This window comes from Gallibacterium sp. ZY190522, assembly GCF_054166015.1.
Map to the genome: position 1 here is coordinate 528834 of NZ_CM135118.1, position 21459 is coordinate 550292.

19 protein-coding genes are annotated in these 21459 nt (G+C 35.2%); 13 read left to right on the forward strand and 6 right to left on the reverse strand.

Annotated elements, in window-relative coordinates; translation table 11 throughout:
• Nucleotides 1–2: 2 nt before the first annotated feature.
• From ACXPAV_RS02485 to ACXPAV_RS02505, 5 genes are all read right to left on the reverse strand, one after another.
• Nucleotides 3–212: a tail protein X gene (locus ACXPAV_RS02485; RefSeq protein ID WP_039173879.1), complete on the reverse strand. Its 210-nt coding sequence runs from the start codon at nt 210–212 to the stop codon at nt 3–5.
• Nucleotides 209–724 carry a head completion/stabilization protein gene (locus ACXPAV_RS02490; RefSeq protein ID WP_458003921.1) on the reverse strand — a complete coding sequence of 172 codons (516 nt, stop codon included), beginning with the start codon at nt 722–724 and terminating at the stop codon, nt 209–211. Before ACXPAV_RS02490 ends, ACXPAV_RS02485 begins: the two co-directional genes overlap by 4 nt.
• 92 nt (nt 725–816) lie before the next feature.
• Nucleotides 817–1476, reverse strand: coding sequence for a phage terminase small subunit (gpM, locus tag ACXPAV_RS02495; RefSeq protein WP_458003922.1), 660 nt, complete (start codon nt 1474–1476; stop codon nt 817–819).
• Nucleotides 1476–2519, reverse strand: coding sequence for a phage major capsid protein, P2 family (locus ACXPAV_RS02500; protein WP_458003923.1), 1044 nt, complete (start codon nt 2517–2519; stop codon nt 1476–1478). The genes gpM and ACXPAV_RS02500 overlap by 1 nt, the downstream gene beginning before the upstream one ends.
• A 13-nt stretch (nt 2520–2532) precedes the next feature.
• Nucleotides 2533–3345, reverse strand: a complete 813-nt coding sequence (locus ACXPAV_RS02505; protein WP_458003924.1) for a GPO family capsid scaffolding protein — start codon at nt 3343–3345, stop codon at nt 2533–2535.
• Nucleotides 3346–3479: 134 nt separating this feature from the next.
• Here ACXPAV_RS02505 and ACXPAV_RS02510 point away from each other — a divergent pair, with 134 nt between their 5' ends.
• Together ACXPAV_RS02510 and ACXPAV_RS02515 are read left to right on the forward strand one after the other, a co-directional pair.
• Nucleotides 3480–5249: a terminase large subunit domain-containing protein gene (locus tag ACXPAV_RS02510; protein WP_458003925.1), complete on the forward strand. Its 1770-nt coding sequence runs from the start codon at nt 3480–3482 to the stop codon at nt 5247–5249.
• 11 nt (nt 5250–5260) lie between these two features.
• Nucleotides 5261–6262, forward strand: a complete 1002-nt coding sequence (locus ACXPAV_RS02515) for a phage portal protein (RefSeq protein WP_458003926.1) — start codon at nt 5261–5263, stop codon at nt 6260–6262.
• A gap of 684 nt (nt 6263–6946) precedes the next feature.
• Here ACXPAV_RS02515 and fabB read toward each other — a convergent pair.
• Nucleotides 6947–8167 (reverse strand): beta-ketoacyl-ACP synthase I, encoded by a 1221-nt coding sequence (fabB, locus tag ACXPAV_RS02520; protein ID WP_065231123.1) that lies wholly within the window; start codon nt 8165–8167, stop codon nt 6947–6949.
• 305 nt (nt 8168–8472) lie between these two features.
• On the opposite strand from fabB, the gene mnmC reads away from it, so the two are divergent.
• From mnmC to ACXPAV_RS02575, 11 genes are all read left to right on the forward strand, one after another.
• Nucleotides 8473–10512, forward strand: coding sequence for a bifunctional tRNA (5-methylaminomethyl-2-thiouridine)(34)-methyltransferase MnmD/FAD-dependent 5-carboxymethylaminomethyl-2-thiouridine(34) oxidoreductase MnmC (mnmC, locus tag ACXPAV_RS02525; protein WP_458004381.1), 2040 nt, complete (start codon nt 8473–8475; stop codon nt 10510–10512).
• Between the two features lie 19 nt (nt 10513–10531).
• A complete protein-coding gene (gene folP / locus ACXPAV_RS02530) occupies nt 10532–11365 on the forward strand; it encodes a dihydropteroate synthase (protein WP_039135344.1) in 834 nt (277 codons plus the stop codon).
• A 92-nt stretch (nt 11366–11457) separates the two neighbouring features.
• Entirely contained in the window at nt 11458–12792 is a 1335-nt protein-coding gene (gene glmM, locus ACXPAV_RS02535) for a phosphoglucosamine mutase (RefSeq protein ID WP_039173857.1), read from the forward strand.
• A gap of 80 nt (nt 12793–12872) precedes the next feature.
• On the forward strand, nt 12873–13616 hold the full coding sequence (locus ACXPAV_RS02540) for an OmpA family protein (RefSeq protein ID WP_039087573.1): 744 nt from the start codon (nt 12873–12875) through the stop codon (nt 13614–13616).
• A 199-nt stretch (nt 13617–13815) separates the two neighbouring features.
• Nucleotides 13816–14928 (forward strand): LPS O-antigen chain length determinant protein WzzB, encoded by a 1113-nt coding sequence (locus ACXPAV_RS02545; protein WP_458003927.1) that lies wholly within the window; start codon nt 13816–13818, stop codon nt 14926–14928.
• Between the two features lies 1 nt (nt 14929).
• Nucleotides 14930–16333: a lipopolysaccharide biosynthesis protein gene (locus ACXPAV_RS02550; RefSeq protein WP_039135337.1), complete on the forward strand. Its 1404-nt coding sequence runs from the start codon at nt 14930–14932 to the stop codon at nt 16331–16333.
• Complete coding sequence (locus ACXPAV_RS02555; protein ID WP_039173853.1) at nt 16330–17325, forward strand: polysaccharide pyruvyl transferase family protein; 996 nt, start codon at nt 16330–16332, stop codon at nt 17323–17325. The genes ACXPAV_RS02550 and ACXPAV_RS02555 overlap by 4 nt, the downstream gene beginning before the upstream one ends.
• The gene (locus ACXPAV_RS02560) at nt 17325–18233 is read left to right on the forward strand and encodes a glycosyltransferase family 2 protein (protein WP_039089442.1); all 909 of its coding nucleotides are present in this window, start codon (nt 17325–17327) and stop codon (nt 18231–18233) included. Before ACXPAV_RS02555 ends, ACXPAV_RS02560 begins: the two co-directional genes overlap by 1 nt.
• A gap of 22 nt (nt 18234–18255) precedes the next feature.
• Nucleotides 18256–19518 (forward strand): hypothetical protein, encoded by a 1263-nt coding sequence (locus ACXPAV_RS02565; RefSeq protein ID WP_458003928.1) that lies wholly within the window; start codon nt 18256–18258, stop codon nt 19516–19518.
• Entirely contained in the window at nt 19508–20632 is a 1125-nt protein-coding gene (locus tag ACXPAV_RS02570; protein ID WP_458003929.1) for a glycosyltransferase, read from the forward strand. Before ACXPAV_RS02565 ends, ACXPAV_RS02570 begins: the two co-directional genes overlap by 11 nt.
• 17 nt (nt 20633–20649) lie before the next feature.
• A complete protein-coding gene (locus ACXPAV_RS02575) occupies nt 20650–21459 on the forward strand; it encodes a glycosyltransferase (protein WP_458003930.1) in 810 nt (269 codons plus the stop codon).

The window sequence follows — 21459 nt, forward strand, 5'->3', positions numbered from 1 at the left end:
ACTCAATCCCATAGATTCACAGTTTGAATTGTTTTTCCTTGTTTTATTGTTTCTTCATCGGGTAAATTGACTTCCGTTCCCATTTCAATTATTGCGTTGTTGGTTAGATGTGGATTGAGAGCTAATGTTGGCTCTAGCAAGCCGTCAACCCGACCAAAATAACGGTAAATAATCGCATCTAAGTTATCGTTTTGTATCGCAAATACTTTCATAATAAAGTCGCCGTGATTTTTGGTTTGCCGAGAATCGTCCGAATCGCAAAGCGTGCATCGCGCCGTAAATCGCCGATACTTTCTTCTAGCATTGTCATGCGTTTTTCGCCGTCGTTAGTCAAGTCATAACTAGCGTATCGCTCGTACAACGTCGCCACCGCTAAACAGTAAACCGCACGCAAGTAGTGATGTGTTTGTTGATTTTGGTTATCAATCATTACACTTTGAATGTTTGCAAGTGTGGTTACGTTAGCTTCAAGCTGTGCCGCTTTAAATGCGGTTAACTCTTCATTGACATCTAGCACGGCGTGCAATGTAGCCTCTTTTAGGCGTTCGTTTGGTACATTGCTATCAATTCGCATTGCGTTGCGTAATACTGTCAGTTCAATGTTAGGGTAAAACGGATCGTTATTGATGATGTCGTTTGCGGGTTGCGATTGCTCCACGTTTTTTTGTACCGCTGGCATAGCAAGATCATCATCTGGATACATAGTAATCGTAAGATCTGCCATTTTGTTACTCCTTAAAAAACGGGGTGAGGATTACTTAATTACCTCGAAGAGGCTTTTTCATCCGCCCCGTGCGTTGCGTGGTCGCATTCTTGCTATTCGGTTTCTTCGATTAAATTTAATTTTTTGCGCAAGGCCTTAATTTCACCTTTAACCCCGACATTTTGGTTAAGTGATAAAGCACGAGTTAAATTGATTAACGCTTGTTCTGGGTTACTTTCTTTTTGTTGTAAGCCCAATTCTTTCAGTAATCGCGCACGGCTTTCATCTGGCATATCGCTATTTTGAGTGACGTCATTTGCTTTTAGTAATAAATTCAAATCAAATTCTTGATTTAATGTTGCTGCTTTACTTGCTGCGTCGGCAAACTCTTCGGCGATTGCGGTTGCTGTGGTACGGTTAAAGCCGTCTGGTAGCGTCAGTTCGTGGAATAGGGCATATTCGCCGATCTTTAATGCTAATTCGTATTCGCCGCAGTCTGTCGCCCAAATCAGCCACATCATTAATACATCATCTTGGCGTCCTGTTCCTGCTTGCATCACGCCGTTAAGCCAGTCGAGATAGTCGGGCAAAATTTTGCGTTTATATTCAGCTTTGGCTTCCCGTGACTGAATGTTGTGTAAGTCTTTTTTGTGACGTGCTAGCAAGTACAACATCTTGTCGTATTCGCTAAGGTGTGCTAGATCTTGTTGTTCGCCTTGTAACTGTGCAGCGATATGCTGCACATGGCGTTGAGCGGGTGATAATCTTGTCATTATGCTGCGTCCTCGAAAGTAATATTTTCGATTAATGCGGCACAATCGTAGTCTTCAATTTTGAAATCAATGTTTTTCGAGATGTAATCTTCAATGCGATTGCGTTTTGGGTTGTTGATAATCGCACGGCGGAGCGATTGATTTTGATAATACACAGATAGGTTATCTAATCTGGTGATCAAGATCGCATTCGCCGGGAAATAAGGAACTCGAATTGCTTTTAGCCCGCCGATTTGTTTTTGTGACATAATGATTTGTCCTGCAAGTTCTTCGGTTGGCCCAGTAGTTTTGTTGACCATTTGGAAATATTTATCATTCAGGATTTCTCTGCCACAAATTGCAACTAATTCGGTATCATCGGCATACACTTCACTAATTAAATTGTTCGTTGCGTCTAATACGAGTGCATCAAGGTTTTCATAGCCTTTACCTGCGTTTGCGCCTGTGCCTTGTCCTTTTCCGACTTTGATTTTATTTTCAGTGGTTGCGCCATTCATTACGTGCGTTGGCATATCTTCACGGAGTTGTTGTAACCAACCTTTTTTAACATCTTGTAACAAAGTATTGCTGTTTGGGTTTGAGGTTTCCGCGCGGCTAGTACCGTTTAATGCCATCATTATAATATTAAGGGCAATAGTTCGCTGGGTTTGGTTGGCTAATTTTTGTTGGAAATCAGGGAATTTTGCCCATTGGTCTAAACGTTGGTAAGTGACGTGAGTGTCAAAATTGACTTGTTCGCAGAGATATTTGCGAGAGTCTAATTTTACAATATCTTTTGTTTCACGATCTTTAGCGTTGGTGTCAGTAGTGCTAGCGATAACATTCGCAACTGACAAGCCAATTAATTCTCCTGTCATTTCGTCAACATTAACTGAATTGACTTTTTGCAAAAATTCGGAACTTAAAAGAACCTTCTCAAATAATTTTTGTTCTGGTGTCGGCTCAACGCTGAAACCCTCTGCCACATCTTTTTCAGCAATTCCATTAAGTTGAGCAATACGAGCAACGTAAGCATTATATTGTTGTTTTGTAGTATTTTTCATTGTGCGTTCCTTATTAGCAATCTGTTTCAATCATTGATTTTTCTGCACCCGTAATTACTGGGCGATTAAATTCAACGGGTTCTTTTTCTATGGTGGTGACTTTTTGTTCTAACGCTTGTAATTGTTGCGTTAATTCGATGTTCGCAGTGCTTAATTCGTTAAGTTGTTGCGTAAGATTTTCGTTTTCTTCTTGGACTTGCTTAATTTGTTCAGTTAATAACGTGCCAACATCTTCTAGCATTTTGTAGAGTTGTTGTTCTGTTTGCTGTGAGTTTGTTTTTGTTGTAAACATTGCTTTGAGTTTATCTAACAAACTTTCTTTTTCTTGCTCTTCAAGTTCTAGCGTAAATTCGATCGCTTCACTAAAGAGGTTATCTTTATCTTGTTTGCGGTGGGCTAATGGGTTTTGTTTTGCTTGTGCAGAAAAAGCGAGCATTTCTGTGCCTAAACTCGCTGGGTCGTCAGTAACAGCAAGCCCCACAAGATAAGCACTGTTTAAATCAGCAAAATTTGGGTTGACTTCAATCGAGGTATAAACTTTTTGTTTATTTTTTACCATTTCGATCAAGTCTTTTGTCGGTTCAATTTGTGCTAACAAACGGAGCTTTCCGTCGCGTTCTTCGGTTTTTAACGCTAATACATCGCCAAGACGTTTAAAGTCGCCGTCAGGAAAAATACCTTTGAAATGTTCCAAGTTGACCCTTGCTCCGTAAAGTGTTGGATCATAGTTAACCGCCATTTCTTCCAGCCATTTTCGTTCAATATTGCGTCCGTCTGCGGTTGCGCCTTCAGTCGCTACCACAAACCATTTTGATTTTGTTGACATAGTTTTTGCTCCGTTTTTGACATTGCCAACAATATTGAACGCTTAAAAATATTTTTCTATTTTTGGCTAGTGTGGTAACGAGAATCACAAATAACAAAACAAGCCAATTTCTATGCGCTATCTATGATTAACGCATGGAAAAAGAAAACATTAAAACAACACTATCCGCGGAACAAAAACGCCAAGCACAAATTATGTACTGGGCGGGTTATCGTATTGCCGAAATTGCGAAAACCTTAGCCATTCCCGCCTCGACAATCTCAAGTTGGAAAGAACGCGAGAAATGGGAAGATACGGCACCAATTGGGCGAGTAGAAGTTTCTCTAGAGGCAAGGCTTTGTTTGTTAATTAACAAAGAAGATAAGACGGGTCATGACTTCAAGGAAATTGATCTATTAAGCCGGCAAATGGAACGTATCGCACGTATTAAAAAATATAGTAACGGCGGTGGTAATGAAACTGATTTAAATCCAAATATTAAAAATCGTTATAAAGCAGAGCGCAAACCTGCAGAAAAAAATGCGATTAATGAGGAACAGGAAGAAGCATTAATTAATGGCTTTTTGTCTGAAATGTTTGCGTATCAGCGCAGGTGGTACGACGCTGGACTGCAATATCGGATTCGCAATATTTTAAAAAGTCGTCAAATTGGTGCGACTTATTATTTTGCGCACGAAGCTTTTATTGATTCGCTAAAAACAGGGCGGAATCAGATCTTTTTATCAGCCAGCAAAAAACAAGCTTTACAATTTCGTAGTTACATTTGTGATTATGCAAAAAAAACGGCAGATGTTGATTTAAAAGGTGAAACAATCAAATTACCTAATCAAGCCGAATTGATTTTTTTGGGTACAAATTCTAATACTGCGCAATCGTATCATGGTAATTTGTATTTTGATGAAATCTTTTGGGTGCCGCGTTTTGAGGAAATCCGAAAGGTGGCGTCTGGTATGGCGTCGCAAAAGCAATTTAGGCAAACCTATTTTTCTACCCCATCTGCTATTTCTCATTCTGCTTATCCTTTTTGGTCAGGTCAACGTTTTAATAAAGGACGTCCTGCAGATCAACGCAAAGAGTTTAATTTATCGCATGAATATTTAAAAGCTGGTCGATTAATGCCTGATGGGCAATGGCGTCAGATTGTGACAATTTATGATGCTGAAGAGGGCGGTTGTAATCTATTTGATATTGAAGCCTTGAAGCTAGAATATTCCGTTGAAGAATTTGAGCAGCTTTTTTTATGTCAATTCATTGATGATAACAGCAGTGTATTTAAGTTCATTGATTTGCAGAAATGTGGTATTGACTCGCTTGAAGTGTGGAAAGATTTTAACCCATTTTATCAACGCCCATTTGGTAATCGTCCTGTATGGATTGGCTATGATCCCGCTTATACAGGAGATAGGGCCGCGTTGGTAATTGTTGCTCCGCCTGCGGTTGAGGGCGGTAAGTTTAGATTGCTGCATTATCAAACTTTTCACGGCATGGATTTTGAGCAGCAAGCTGCACGGATTAAGCATTATTGTGATTGCTATAATGTGGCACGTATCACGATTGACAAGACGGGTATGGGGGAGGGCGTTTTTCAATTGGTTAGTAAGTTTTTTCCAACTGCTCAAGGTCTATCTTATAACTTAGATGTAAAAAATGAGATGGTCTTAAAAACGTTGAATATTATTCAAAAACGCCGCTTTGAGTTTGACCAGGGAGATAAAGATATTATTACTAGCTTTATGACCATCAAAAAGCAAGTAACTAAATCTGGGCGTCAGATTACTTATATATCGGATCGCTCCGAAGAAGCAAGCCATGGCGATATTGCGTGGGCAATTATGAGTTGTTTTATTAATGAGCCTTACGATGCTAAAAACAACACCTCGGCCAGAATTATTGAATTTCACTAAAGGAACTAACAATGACTACACAACCTAAACTATTTGCTTTTGATGATCCAATCCCTGTTATTGATAAAGCGGAGATTTTATCTTACTTTGAAAGTTCGATTTATCTTAATAAGTATTATACAACGCCAGTGAACTTTACTGGTTTAGCCAAAGCATTTCACTCAACTTCATATCATTCAACTGCACTTACAGTAAAGAAAAATATTTTATTAAGTACATTGCAAACATCTTATTTAATCTCACGTTTAGATTTAGAGCGATTTATCTTAGATTATTTGATTTTCGGCAATGCTTATTTTTATATTCACAAAAATAAATTCGGAATGCCGATTAGACTACAAGCTATGTTAGCAAAGTATGTCAGAAAAGGTGTTAAAGATGGAATCTATTATCAAGTCACTAATTTTGTAGAGGACTTTGAGTTTCCTAAAGATAGCATTTATCATTTTATCCAACCTGATTTTAATCAAGAAATTTACGGCTTACCAGAGTATCTATCGGCATTGCAATCATCATTTTTAAATGAAGCTGCTACTTTATTTCGCCGCAAATATTATATTAATGGTGCTCATGCAGGAAGCATTATCTATTTGACTGATCCGCTACAATCGGAAGCGAGTATTGATAATTTGGAACAACAAATCAAATCCGCAAAAGGGAAAGGTAATTTTAAAAACCTTTTTATCTATTCGCCAAATGGCAAAGAGAAAGGGTTGCAAGTAATACCGCTTTCCGACATTACCGCAAAAGATGAATTCTTGAACGTCAAGAACACTAGTCGTGATGACATCTTAGCCGCGCACCGAGTACCTCCTCAATTACTTGGCATTATCCCTAATAATACAGGTGGCTTTGGTGATGTTGAGAAAGCGGGGAAAGTCTTTTTTATTAATGAGATTGAGCCGTTACAAAGGAAGCTCAATGAAATTAATGTTTGGTTTAGAGATAACTATAATATTAATCAAAATTTGATTAAGTTTAGTAATTACAGACTGCTAGACACAGAAAATTAATTTATATTTTTATAATTAGATAAAGATAAAAAGCTATTGAGTGTTTTCTCAATAGCTTTTTTCTTTTTTTGATGTTCGTTACCAAAAAATCGCGATGCGTACCTCGCCACGCCCGCACAATAAATGTGTAGAAAATTACGCAAAAACGCAAACATCACAGATCCTTTTTATAGCTAACAGATCTTCTATTTGATACCAGATCTTTTTTAACGCATTTTTACGCAAAACAATGCAATTTTTATGATCTAAACTGATCCGTTTTTTTTGATTTAGATCACAAATATATAATATTTTTAATCTTAATATCAGATTGCTCAATATTGCACCCAACATATATTCTATTATTGATTTATAAGATTATTTTGTACAGGCCCTAGGCACCACTAAAAGATTTCAAAAAAAGACCGCCGATAAAAAGGCGGTTTTTTGTTGTCACTGTATCTTCATTGTTCTGTTTAATTAAATCTTTACGAACTATTTTATACTTTTCAAGCTTTTTGAAAGCGCTAGAAATTTTTTATTTGTCCCTTTGTCAGACCTAAGATTTTATCTATTGCATTTAATAAAAAAGTAAGGTGCGAACTGTTCATAAATTAGTTCAACAATTATTCCTCAATAGATGTGATAAATAAAAAAGAGATCTAACCATTTAGATCTCTTTATTATGCAGATATAGATGATAAATTATGCTTGGTAACGTTTGAACACTAATGTTGCGTTAGTTCCGCCGAAACCGAAGCTGTTTGACATCACAGTCTGTAAGTTGGCATTACGAATGGTTTTAGTGATGATATTACAACCTTCAGCACGTTCATCAAGTGTTTCAATATTGATGCTTGGAGCGATAAAGTCGTGTTCTAACATTAACAGACTATAGATAGCTTCGTGTACACCTGCTGCACCTAAAGAATGACCGGTCATTGATTTTGTTGAAGAGATTGCTGGTATTTTATCAGCAAAGACATTTTTGATCGCTTCAAGTTCTTTTACATCACCAACCGGAGTTGAAGTGCCGTGTACGTTAAGATAATCAATCGGAGTATCAACGGTAGCCAGCGCTTGTTTCATACAACGTTCTGCACCCTCTCCACTTGGAGCTACCATATCGTAACCATCGGATGTTGCACCATAGCCTACAATTTCAGCATAAATTTTTGCGCCGCGAGCTAAAGCGTGTTCTAATTCTTCAACCACGACAATACCGCCACCACCGGCAATGACGAAACCATCACGGTTTGCATCATAAGCACGAGAAGCTTTTTCCGGAGTATCGTTATATTTTGTTGAAACTGCACCCATCGCATCAAATTCACAGGCACATTCCCAAGACAACTCTTCAGCTCCGCCAGCGAAAACAACATCTTGTTTACCCAATTGAATTAATTCAACTGCGTGACCAATACAGTGCGCGGAAGTGGCGCAAGCTGAACTGATACTGTAATTGACACCTTTAATTTTAAATGGAGTTGCTAAACAAGCTGAAACACTTGATGCCATTGTACGGGTTACTGCATAAGGTCCGATAGCTTTAACTCCGCGAGGTGTACGCATTGCATCAGCAGCTACGATTTGATTATGTGCGGAACCTGTACCAGCACCTACCACTAAACCGGTTCTTTCGTTGGATACTATCTCTTCGCTTAATCCAGCATCTGCAATAGCTTCTTTCATAGAAAGATAGGCATAAGCAGCAGCATTTCCCATAAAACGCATTACTTTGCGATCAATGTGTTCGCTTGGTGTGATTTTCACTGTGCCGGCAATGTGAGAACGCATTCCCACTTCGATAAATTCCGGCATAGTAGTAATACCTGATTTCCCTTCTAATAATGACGCCAACACTTCGTCTTTGTTATTTCCAATGCTGGAAATAACGCCAAAACCAGTAATTACAGCTCTTTTCATTTGTTGTCCTTAATGTCGTTTTTGATGTAAAAATTAAAAAATTGTTGGTTGTTATACTAGGAATTTCAGAGATTACAAGAAATTTTTGCAAAACCACCAACAGATAAGACCATTTTAAAACTCTATTGAACAATTCAAACATAGAATAGTGAAATTATTCATATTCGACAGGGTGTTTGATTCTTCGATAAATTATCGGTGATAAAGTCGAATGTTTCAACTGATCAGGAGATTTTGGTGAAATTGAGCGCTCATTATAATATCATTAGCTACCTTGATAAAGATTGTTATGAGTTGTTATGTCTATTCAAAAAATCTCGTTTGCAAAGATTTCTTTTGAAGTGCAAACGCCGAAATCGGAACAGTTTGGAGATGTTTATTTTTCCGCTGAAGATGGATTAGAAGAGAGTCGTTATGTTTTTCAGCAGGGAAATGCGCTATGGCAGCGTTGGCAACAACATTCTGCATCACATTTTGTGATTGCAGAAACCGGATTTGGTACTGGTTTAAACTTTTTTGCGGTTTGTGAACTTTTTCATCAATTTAGAGAGAGTTTCCCGCAATCACCGTTGAAACGGTTATTTTTTATTAGCTTTGAAAAATATCCGCTTACTAAAACTGCATTGGAGCAAGCTTATCAGGATTACCCTCAATTCCAATCATTGTTACAACAACTGTTGTTTCATTGGCAACAACCGATTGCTGGTTGTTATCGTTATCATTTTTCGTCAGATATTTATTTGGATTTGTGGTTTGGTGATTTGAATGAGAATTTGCCTCAGCTTGGCGATTATTATAATGAACGTGTAAATGCTTGGTTTTTAGATGGTTTTGCGCCAAGTAAAAATCCAAGTATGTGGAGCGATTTTCTATTTCAACAAATGTTCCGTTTAACAGCGATAGGTGGCACATTTTCTACTTTCACATCGGCTTCTTTAGTGCGTAAAGGCTTACTTTCAGCAGGTTTTCAAGTGGAAAAACGGAAAGGTTTTGGGCGAAAAAGAGAGTGTCTACAAGGTGTGAAAACTACGGCGATAAGACAGGAGTTTGTGTTACCTTGGTATTTACCACAAGAGGCACAACAAAAGGATGAAGTGGCTATTATTGGGGGTGGTGTTGCCAGTATTTGTTTAGCTTATTCTTTAATTCAGAGAGGTTGCCGAGTAACGATATATTGTAAGGATAATGCTCCGGCCTTAAATGCTTCCGGCAATAAGCAGGGAGCATTTTATCCGCAATTAAGCGATGATGATGAACGTCATTGCCGATTTTATGCTTATGCTTTTGCTTATGGACAGCAGTTTTTAAAACAGTTAGCAAGCAGGGTTGATTTTGAACATCAATGGTGTGATGTGTTGTTATGTGGTTATCAAGCATCAGTGTTGAAAAAATTGCATAAAATTGCCGAACGTGGTTTTCCGGAAAATCTGTTCCAGTTACAGACGGCGGAGCAGTTAAGTAAACGAGCAGGTGTTGAGATAAATTGTGATGGTGCTGTGATTCAAGGCGCTTCTTGGCTGAATCCACGACAAATGGTGCAGAATACGGCTCAATTTTTGCAACGACAAGGGGTAAAAATTGTGACACAAACTGATATTGATTGTTTGCAGTATGAGCAAGGGAAATGGACGTTGTTCAGTGGTAAACAGCAGTTTGAACATCAAACAGTCGTGATTGCTAATGGGCATAAATTAAATTGTTTTTCACAAACAGAAGAATTGCCTACCTATTCGGTACGAGGGCAAGTTAGCCAAATTCCGACTTCACCTCATTTGCAGCAGTTAAAAGCAATATTATGTTATGACGGCTATTTAACTCCTGTGGATACAGCTAAACAATTCCATTGTTTAGGAGCAAGTCATATACGAAATTGTGAAACGAGAGATTTTAGCGAACAGGAACAACGAGAAAATCAGCAAAAAATTCAACAAAATTTAGCACCGTCACGCTGGGTGGAAGAGATTGATGTGAGTACGAATTTAGCGAGAACAGGTGTACGCTGCAATGTTCGTGATCGACTGCCGATTTTTGGTAATGTCGGTGATTTTGCTCAACAAGCTCAGGATTATCATAATATTTTTAATTTACGTCGACGCCGTCAATCAATAGTAAAAGCGGCATATTATCCGAATTTATATCTGCTGGGCGCATTAGGTTCAAGAGGTTTGACTTCCGCACCATTATTGGCAGAAACCTTAGCTTCCTTAATTTATGGTGAACCATTACCGTTGGGGCAAGATATTCTAACAGAGTTGGCTCCGAATCGTTTTTGGTTACGAAAATGGCTCAAGGGTACGCCGGTAGTGAGTAGAGCGAAAAGAAAAATAGAGGGATTTGATTTATAACTGTTTTAAGAAGGTAAGAATGAAATTATATAGTAAAAATCAAAGAGTATTAGATCTTTCTCAAACACAAGTGATGGGAATCCTTAATGTAACACCAGACTCTTTTTCTGATAGCGGTAAATTTTTTTCATTGGATAAAGCATTGTATCATACAGAAGAGATGTTAAAGCAAGGAGCGAGCATTATTGATGTTGGTGGTGAGTCAACACGTCCAATGGCGGAGGAGGTAACGTTACAGCAAGAATTGGATCGAGTGATTCCTGTGGTTGAAGCGATTAGGCAGCGTTTTGATTGTTGGATTTCAGTAGATACCTCAAAAGCAGAGGTAATGAAAGCCGCTGCGAATGTTGGAATGGATTTGATTAATGATATTCGAGCATTAACAGAAGAGAGGGCTTTACAAACGGCTGTGCAATTAGATTTACCAGTCTGTTTAATGCATATGCAGGGACAACCGAAGACAATGCAAGTTGATCCTGAATATCAGAATGTAGTAGAGGAAGTGTTGGCGTGGTTGCTACAACGAGCAGCAATTTGTGAACAGGCAGGTGTACGAAAAGAAAATATTATTTTGGATATTGGATTTGGTTTTGGTAAAACCTTACAGCACAATTATCAATTATTGAATCATTTAGAACAATTTGTTTCGACCGGTTATCCGTTGTTAATTGGTTTATCACGAAAATCAATGATCGGTAATCTATTACAGAAAGATGTCAATCATCGCTTAGTCGGTAGTGTTGCCGGTGCTTTAATTTCCGTAATGAAAGGAGCTCATATTGTAAGAGTACACGATGTTGAAGCGACAGTTGATGCTTTAAAAGTATGGCAAGCGACAAAAGCAGCAATTTGAATAAATTTTTAGGGTTTACATACAGATTAATAGTCAATTTAGAGTAGAATAGCGACATTTTACTGTTTGAACAAACTGAATAAGGAATAAAAATGGCAGAACGTAAATACTTTGGTACTGACGGCGTGCGTGGTCGTGTCGGTACTTATCCTATTACACCAGAATTTGCATTAAAATTAGGATGGGCGGCCGGAAAAGTCTTGGCAACCCAAGGTTCAAGAAAAGTGTTAATTGGTAAAGATACGCGTATTTCCGGTTATATGCTGGAATCAGCATTAGAAGCTGGTTTGGCGGCAGCGGGGTTGTCAGCGGCGTTTGTTGGTCCAATGCCAACACCTGCAATTGCCTATTTAACCAGAACTTTCCGTGCGGAAGCAGGAATAGTAATTTCTGCATCACATAATCCTTATTATGATAATGGTATCAAGTTTTTTTCAGCCCACGGTACCAAATTACCAGATGATATTGAATTAGCTATAGAAGAGTTATTAGAACAACCAATGACCTGTGTAGAATCAGCAGAATTAGGTAAAGCTAGTCGTATCAATGATGCCGCTGGTCGTTATATTGAATTTTGTAAAAGCACATTTCCAGCACATTTAAGCTTGGAAGGGTTAAAGATTGTGGTTGATTGTGCAAATGGTGCCACTTACCATATTGCACCTAATGTTATGCGTGAGCTTGGTGCAACCGTGATAGAGATCGGTACAAAACCGGATGGTATGAATATCAATGAACGTTGTGGTGCAACCGATGTGCGTGCGTTGCAGGAAGTGGTTGTACAAAGTAAAGCGGATGTTGGTTTAGCTTATGATGGAGATGGTGATCGTATTATGATGGTTGATCATCTAGGAAATAAAGTTGATGGTGACCAAATTCTTTTCATTATTGCGCGTGAGGCCTTGCGTTCCGGTAAACTTTCTGGTGGTGTTGTGGGGACTTTGATGAGTAATATGAGCTTGGAATTGGCATTAAAAATGTTGGGTATTCCATTTATTCGTGCCAAAGTGGGTGATCGTTATGTATTGGAGCAAATGCAGGCACGCAACTGGAAATTAGGTGGTGAAAATTCTGGACACATTATTATTTCTGAGAAAAACACAACCGGTGATGGTATTGTTGCTTCATTGGAAGTATTGGCAGCAATGGTTAATCACGGTTTATCATTGAATGAGTTGGCTAGTGGGGTACAGTTATTCCCACAAGTGTTAATCAATGTTCGTTTTGAAGCAGGAAGTAATCCTTTAGAAAATGAAACTGTTAAACAGGTGGCTACTGAAGTTGAACAAAAATTATACGGTAAAGGTCGAGTGTTGTTACGTAAATCTGGTACAGAACCTGTTATTCGTGTGATGGTTGAATGCGAAGATCAAGAGTTTGCTCAACAGTATGCAGAGGAAATTGCGGCAATTGTGAAGAAAAATTAATTTAAATAAATGCAAAATGTGCTTTTATTCGGTAGAATTAAAAGTGTTTTTTATTATTTTTAACATAAAGGATAAAGTTTATGAAATTGACAAAATTGCTCATTCCTACAGCATTATCTATTATATTGTCTGCTTGTGGAAATTTAAGTAAAGTTAGTGATGAGGGAACAACGGATAAACCGGTATGGCCAAAAATTGAAGAAAGCTTATTCAATAGTAATGGTTCTCAAAAAGGAACTTGGCCAAATTGGGATAATGTTCATATGATTGAAAAAGGAATGAACAAAGATCAGATTTATTACTTGATTGGTCGTCCTCATTTTGCTGAAGGGCTTTTCGGTGTACACGAATGGGATTATGTATTTAATTATCGTGAAAATGGTGTGCATAAAATTTGTCAATATAAAATCTTGTTTGATAAAAATATGGAAGCACAATCTTTCTTCTGGTTACCGGAAGGTTGTGGTGATCGTACCGAGTATCAGCTTTCAAGTGATTTCCTATTTGACTTCGATTCAGCCAACTTAAAACCGGAAAGCCAAAAAGTAATTGAAGATTTAGTCAATAAATTGTCTAAAAATAAACAGATTTGGATCACTGGTTATACGGATCGTTTAGGTTCAGAGTCTTATAATTTAGCTCTTTCTCAACGTCGTGCTGTAGCTGTGAAAAATGCGATGGTGGCGTTAGGTATTCCAGCTTCTCGTATTCAAGCAATAGGAATGGGGAAAGCAGATCAGGTTAAAGCTTGTGAAAAAGAAACAGGCTCTGCATTGCGTCAATGTTTAGCACCGAATCGTCGTGTTGTGATCTCAACTAATTAATTGCTCTTCTTATTTGATAAAAGGCTTGTTAAAAATATTAATAAGCCTTTTTCTTTTCAATTTATTTTTAGTAGTGCTAAGTGTAAAATAAGTCATTTATCTTAAGCTATAACAACCAATAATCAAATGGCTTTTATATGCGTTAATCTTTTTTATTAAGATTAAACATAAAAAAGAAAGCATAAAGGATATCTCAAGTATGACATCAGAATCTAATGTAAGATCAGACAATAATTTTAATCTTATTATTTTATTTCAATATTATTGGCGTAAAAAATGGTGGATTTTGTTATCTACTTTATTGTTTACTTTTGTTTCTTATCTTTATGTAAGTACAATTAAACCGGAGTGGAGTAGTAGTGCTGAAGCAGTGCCGGCAAGTAATGGTTCTATTGAGGCATTGTTAGATTTGCAGCAACGTTATAGCTTAATTAGTAATGAGCCTTTTTCTATGCAGGGTATTTCAAGTTCTTTGTTTAATCAGTTCGTTAATAATATTTCGATTATTGATATTCGTAAACAATATTTTTTGGAATCTCCCCTTTATCAACGACTCAGTGTAAATCAAAGCGACACGCAGAAGCAAGCTCTTTTGAATAGATTAATTAAAAGTATTTCAGTAATTACACCAGATATGACGAAAAAAGGAAATAATATTACTGTAATTACGGCAGAAAATAGGGCTTTAGCAGATATTCCATCCGTTAAAATTAGTTTTATTGATAATGATGAGCAGCTATTGCAATCAACATTGGATGGCTTTGTAAAATATGTCAATCGTATTACTTATCAACAAGAAATTGAAAATTTATTAATTCAAATTAAACAGAAAATTAAGGCTTTAAAATACCAACAACAGCAAATTACTGATCAGTTAATGTTGGAAAAACAGACTTATTTGCAATATCTACAGACTGCTTATAATGTTACTGCATTAGTAGAGAAAAATAAGGGAAATAATATTAATATCAATGTTAATATTGATTTGGCGAAAAATATAACACAATTAGATAATCCTTATCTGTATTTATTAGGACGAGAAAATTTAGCTGCACAAATTGAAGCAATACAGCAGCAAAATATTATTTATCCTATTTCTTATTATCAAGCAAAAACACAGATAGCAGAGTTGGTAAAATTGGTAGATGAAACTGATAAATTGAAAATAAATATTTTTCAATATAAAAATCCTCCAAGTTTTCCGGTTAAAATTAAACCACAAAAAAGTTTAATTTTGGCAATTGGCGTGTTGTTTGGATTTATATTATCGTGTTTAATTTTACTATTTATTAAAGTATTAAAGAAAGATTAATATGTCGAATACAATTGGTGATAAGTTGATCAAAAATACCCTGATCTATAGTATTGGTAGTTTTGGTTCAAAAATTTTATCATTTCTATTATTGCCTATTTTTTCTCTTTATTTAACGACAGTAGAAATGGGGCAATATGATTTAATTTTAATCTTTGCTTTGTTGATTACTCCATTAATAACGTTACAATTATCAGATGCAGTTTATCGATGGTTAATTGTAGATGATAAAATAAATATTGCAGGAAAAATAATTACAACAGCTTTAAGTTTATTCCTAGTTGTGACCATAGTTGTATTTATTGTGGTGGGGATTATTGTTTATTTTTATCCACAACCTTATGTCGTGGAAACAATGTTATTTCTTTTCTTTTCTGCACTCTTTTTTATTTTACAACAAGTATTACGTGGACTAGGATTAATACAAAAATTTGCATTAATCGGTATTTTATATTCGTTATTATTAGTATTATTTTCATTAGTCTTTTTATGGACTTATGATAATAAGTTACGAGCTATATTATTAGCAATGATTGTAGCAAATGTTGTCGTTAATATTATTATTTTATGGCGTTGGAAAGTTTATCATTATTTATCAGGAAAATATATTGATATAAAATTAATCATACCGATGTTAAGTTATTCATTACCATTAGTTCCTAATGCAGTGAGTTGGTGGTTAATGACTATGGCAAATAAATATATTATTTTTCAACAGCTAAATATGGAAGCAAATGGTATTTATGCAGTTTCATCACGATTACCTAGCATTTTAATGATTGTTTTTTCACTCTTTTTACTCGCGTGGCAAGATATCATTTTAAAAGAGGATAAAGCAGATTATTTTGAGGAAATAACAAATACATTTTCACAGTTATCTAGATTTATGTTCTCAGTAGGTCTAATTTTTATCAGTATTAGTGAACCATTAATTCATTATCTTTTTTCATCTCGCTTTTATGAAGCTTGGAAATATATGCCGATATTGGTATTAGCAACAATATTTACTTCATTCTGTGCATTCTTAGGGATAGCATATCAACAGAAAAAGAATACATTAAAAATATTAACGACAACAATTTTTGGTGCTGTAATTAATATTATGGTTAGTTATTTCCTAATTGAATATATTGGGTTATTTGCAGCAGCATTGGGAACGTTATTAAGTTTTATTTTGGTATTTGTTATTCGTCAGCAGGATGTAAAAAGTTTTTATCCTGTAGTTTTAACAATAAAGTCTTTCTGGATGCCGCTTATTTTAAGTTTAGGCTATTGTTATCTTGTTAGTTTAAATCAGGTTTATATTAATTGGAGTTTGTTTGTAATTGCATTAATTATTTCTCTATTTTTAAATCAGCAATTACTTAGCAAAATCGTACAGAAATTAAAAGAGAGAGTTTTATGATTAATCCAAATAGAAAGCAGTTATCTCGTTTAAGTGAAATTATTTATGATCGTCTTGATCCATTAATTGATGGAGATTATGTATTATTAGACATTCCGGATCATCAAAATATTGGTGATCAAGCAATTTGGGCAGGTGAATTGGCGTATTTATCTCGACTTCCACATAAACTCAAATATTCAGCGCCTTATTACAATGTCGATATGAAGAAAATCGATAAGAGTGATATTATTTTATTTCATGGTGGTGGTAATTTCGGTGATGTGTGGGAAGTGTGTCAAAAATTAAGAGAAAATATTACTTCTCATTGCAGAGAAAATAAAATTATTGTTTTTCCACAAACAGTTTATTTCCAATCACAACAAAATTTAGAAAAGAGTGCTGAAATTTTTAATGCACACGGTAATGTAACTATTTGTGCTAGAGATCAAATTTCTTATGGTATTTTGAATAAATATTTTACAAAGTGTCAGATCTTACTGCTGCCTGATATGGCATTTTGTTTAAATTTGGATAATTTTATTCAAGAAGAAAAAAGTGGAAAAACATTATTTGTAAAACGTACAGATAAAGAATTAAATATAGAGGTAGATTATCACGAAGTAACCGAATTAGAAAATGTTACTGTATCTGACTGGCCAAGTTTTGAAAAAGAATTTAAACAACTGATTAAATATAATCCTAATTTTTCTTCTTTTAGTTTTAGAGAGTTTTTATTTAAAGTCGCTAATCATATGCCGATATTTATGCCGTTGTATTGCCAGCCGATTGAAAAAATAGAAAATCGTCGAGAATTTTATATGGAATTAGGAATTAATTTTCTGAATTATTACGATACTATTTATACTACACGTCTTCATTGTTTTATTTTGGGTATTCTTTTAGGGAAAGCAGTTTATATTTATGATAATTCTTATGGTAAGAATGCCTCATTCTACCAAACGTGGTTACAAGATTTTGAACAATGTTATTTATTGAATGAGTCAAAATAATGAAAAATGAAGCTTTAGTTTCAGTTATTATTCCCTGTTATAATGCTGAAAAATATATTGAAGCGGCGCTAATGTCGATTTTGCAACAGAGCTACCACCATTTAGAAGTTATTGTTATAAATGACGGTTCTACTGATAAATCAGAGGAAATTCTATTGCAATTTGCTCAGCAGGATTTACGAGTTCGTTATATTGAAAATGAAAAAAATCTAGGCTTAATTGCAACCTTAAATAAAGGTATCCAGTTAGCACAAGGGAAATATATTGCACGAATGGATGCTGATGATATAGCTTTGCCGGATCGTATTGAAAAACAGGTAGATTTTTTATCAATTCACCCGAATATTGCCGTATTAGGTGGTGCAATGAAAACATTTGGTGAAAATGTTCAATCTGAAATTTTAGCATTACCAACAGAAGATAATGAAATAAAAGCTTATTTATTTTTAGCTTCGGCTTTTAATCATCCGACAGTGATGTTTAATTTATCTGTATTGGATCGTGATGATATTTTTTATCAACAGCAATATTATCGTGCAGAAGATTATGGTCTATGGATACATTTATTGGCGAAAGGATATCAATTTGCTAATTTAAAAGATGTGGTATTGAATTATCGCATATTGGAAAATAGTGAAACACGTCTATCAGCAAAAAATCTTGAGCAGCGTAATCAGATAATATCAAAGATTCACTATTATTTATTGACTCATCTTAAATTATCATTAACGGATAATGAAATATTACAATATTCTTTGTCTACGAATAGAGCTAATATTGCGCAATTAAATTTAATGATGCTATGTCATATTTATCGCAAGATCAGTAGGACAGTGAGTTATCCAGTGGGTAAATTATTATTTACCCGATGGATCAAACTTTTAGGTTTAAAATGGATGAGAAAATAGGTATAACTAAGTGAGGAAAATAATGAGAAAAGTTATATTTTATTGGTTATTTCTCACTTGGTTATTTAATATCAAATATAATTTTATTCCATTACACCCATCATTTACGATGGGTGTAATTGGTATTTATTTAGTATTCCAAAATTATATTAACCGAGAGCGTATCGCAGTGAATATACTGCCACTAGCTTTCTTATTTTTGCCTTTCGCCTTTTCATTATTGCCGGCAAAATTATTAAATCCTAGTGGGTTTGAAGTTGCTTATTTAATCCAAAATGGATTAACGCCTATTGTTTATCTGTTCGCTGCTTATTTTCTCTATTGTTTTGCTACTTGGATTTATCAACGTGTTGATTACCAGAAATTAACTTCTATCTGGATTACTGCAGTTGTAATTCAGTCAATATTGACACTTGGCGTCAATATGTTGCCTTTTATGCAACAATTATTACTGTTTCTGATTAAATATAGTGAAGGTCGGGGGTTAATCATTGCTTCATTGGAGCAAGGAAATCGATTTATTGGCTTTGGAACACAATTTTTTGGAGCGGGAATTATTTATGCCTTCACTTTAATTTTGTTGAGTTTCCGTTTATCAAGACAGAGAAATAGTATTTTATTTATTCGTGATTTGATTTTATTTGCGTTTATCAGTTTAGTCGGTTTATTGTTAGCGAGAACAGTGCTTGTTGGTATTGTTATTGGTGCAGTGATTTTCTGTTTTCAGCGTTATTTTATTAATTATTATCGATTAGCGTTACTTTGCTTCTTATTAATTCCAGGCGTGTTACTATTGTTATTACTGTTCCTTTATGCTGTATTAAATAATTTACTTGGAATTGATTTAATGCATTCTAAATTATTCTACTTTGCAGCAGAACTTTTTATTAATCTATTTTCCGGGCAAGGACTAGAAACAGAATCAACAGATATTTTATTGGAAATGTATCAAATTCTACCGACAACATTGACAACTTGGTTGGTTGGTGATGGATTTTATTTAGCACAAAATAGCATTGATGGACTCTATTATATGGGAACGGATGTTGGCTATTTGAGAATTATTTTTGCTACTGGAATTATTGGAGTAGTCATTAATATTGCTGTGCATGCCTATTTATGTGCAAAAATAATGGCAATTACACCATCAAGAGCAATGCTTTATTTTGCTTTATTGAGTCTTTATTTAATTTTATTGATTAAAGGGATGGTGAGTTTTATTGCTTTATTTGGTTATTTTTATATTGCTGAATTAGCGAATGGAACAGAGAAAAATGCAGAATAATAAAATACATATCTTATATTTTTGTGGTATAGCAGTACACGGTGGAGTAGGTAGTTATTTAAAAACAGTAGCGCAAAATTTCCCACAAGGAAATTATGTCTTGCATATTAGCTATTATGCGCCACAGCGATTTGTTGAATTTGAAAATCAAATTTTAGCAGTTAATCCAAGTGTGGTTTTTCATCATCTACCAATGTTTTCAATTAAAAATTTAATTACCGGAAAATTATGGAAAGCAACCAAGCAAATTTATCAACAATATCATTTTGATTTAGTCCATGCACATAATCCTTATCTATCTTTTATGCATTTTTACTGTGCAAAAAATAAACATATAGGGCGTATTTTGCATTCACACAGCAGTCAGCCTTCGGGTAGTAAGATTAAAGCCTTAATTAATCGTTTATTTTATTCATTAACAAAACCATTAGTAACAGATCGAATTGCGTGCAGTCGGGTAGCAGGAGAATTTTTATTTAAAAATCAGTATTATAAAATTATTTATAATGCGATTGATTGTAATAAATTTGTTTTTAAAGCAGATATTAGAGCATTATTACGTAATCAATTTAATTTATCTGATAATACTATTGTTTTAGGGCATATTGGTAATTTTGAACCTGTTAAAAATCATCATTTTTTATTAAATTTAATTTCAATATTAGCGAAAAGAACGGAAAATTATAAATTGTTTTTAATTGGTGTCGGTGCTAGAGAAAATGAGTGCAAGCAATGGGTGCAAAAGCATAAATTACAAGATAAAGTTGTCTTTTTAGGTTTTTGTCAGGATGTACCGCAATTATTAAATATATTTGACCTTTTTTTATTACCCTCTTTTTTTGAAGGGTTTCCACTTTCCGTGTTGGAAGCACAATGTAACGGACTACCTAATTTGATCAGTGATCGAGTTACAAACGAAGTGGCTATTACCGATTTAGTTCAGTTTTATTCAATAGAAAATATTGATCAATGGATTGATGCAATTAGTGTGATGCAACAGAATCAGAAGCGTGAGGACTATGCTCATATTATGTCGGAAAAAGGGTTTTCTATTGAACATCATATACAACAATTAATAGATGTATATCAGCAAGTTTTACAACGTTCACACTGAGTGTGAAGGAGTTTTTAATGAAGTTTTCAGTTTTGATGTCTTTGTATTATAAAGAAAAAGCGGAATATTTGTCTCAATGTTTTGCTAGTTTAGCGGTACAAACTGTTCCGGCGAGTGAAATTGTTTTAGTGTTTGATGGGCAGATACCGCAGCAGTTGCAAGATTGTGTTGATGAATGGCAACAGAAATTACCGATTAAGATTGTGCCGCTACCAGAGAATGTAGGTTTAGGTAAAGCGCTAAATGCTGGATTGATAGAGTGCAGCAATGAATGGGTATTCCGGATGGATACTGATGATCTGTGTGTTCAAGATCGTTTTGCGAAACAGGTTGCTTATATCGAAGCCCATCCGGAGGTGTCTATGGTTGGTGGACAAATCGAGGAATTTGATGAGGCTAATCCGGGAGTTACTTCAATTCGCCGTGTGCCGGTTGAAGATGCAGATATCAAAAAAATGGCACCGGTGCGCAGCCCGTTCAACCATATGGCATTGGCATATAAAAAATCAGCAATTCAAGCAGTAGGCGGTTATCAGCATCACCTATTTTTAGAAGATTATAATTTATGGTTACGTTTTTTAAGTGCCGGTTATATTGCACATAATTTGCCTGATATTTTAATTAAAATGCGAGCAGGGCAAAATATGTATAATCGTCGTCGTGGTATGCAATATTTTAAGAGTGAATGGAAATTAGCCAAATTAAAAATGAAATTAGGTGTACAGAATCCAATCGGCGCATTAGTAGTATTTTTTGTGCGTGCATTTACCCGAATTTTACCGGGAAAACTATTAGGGAAAGTTTATAAATTATTAAGAAAAATTTAG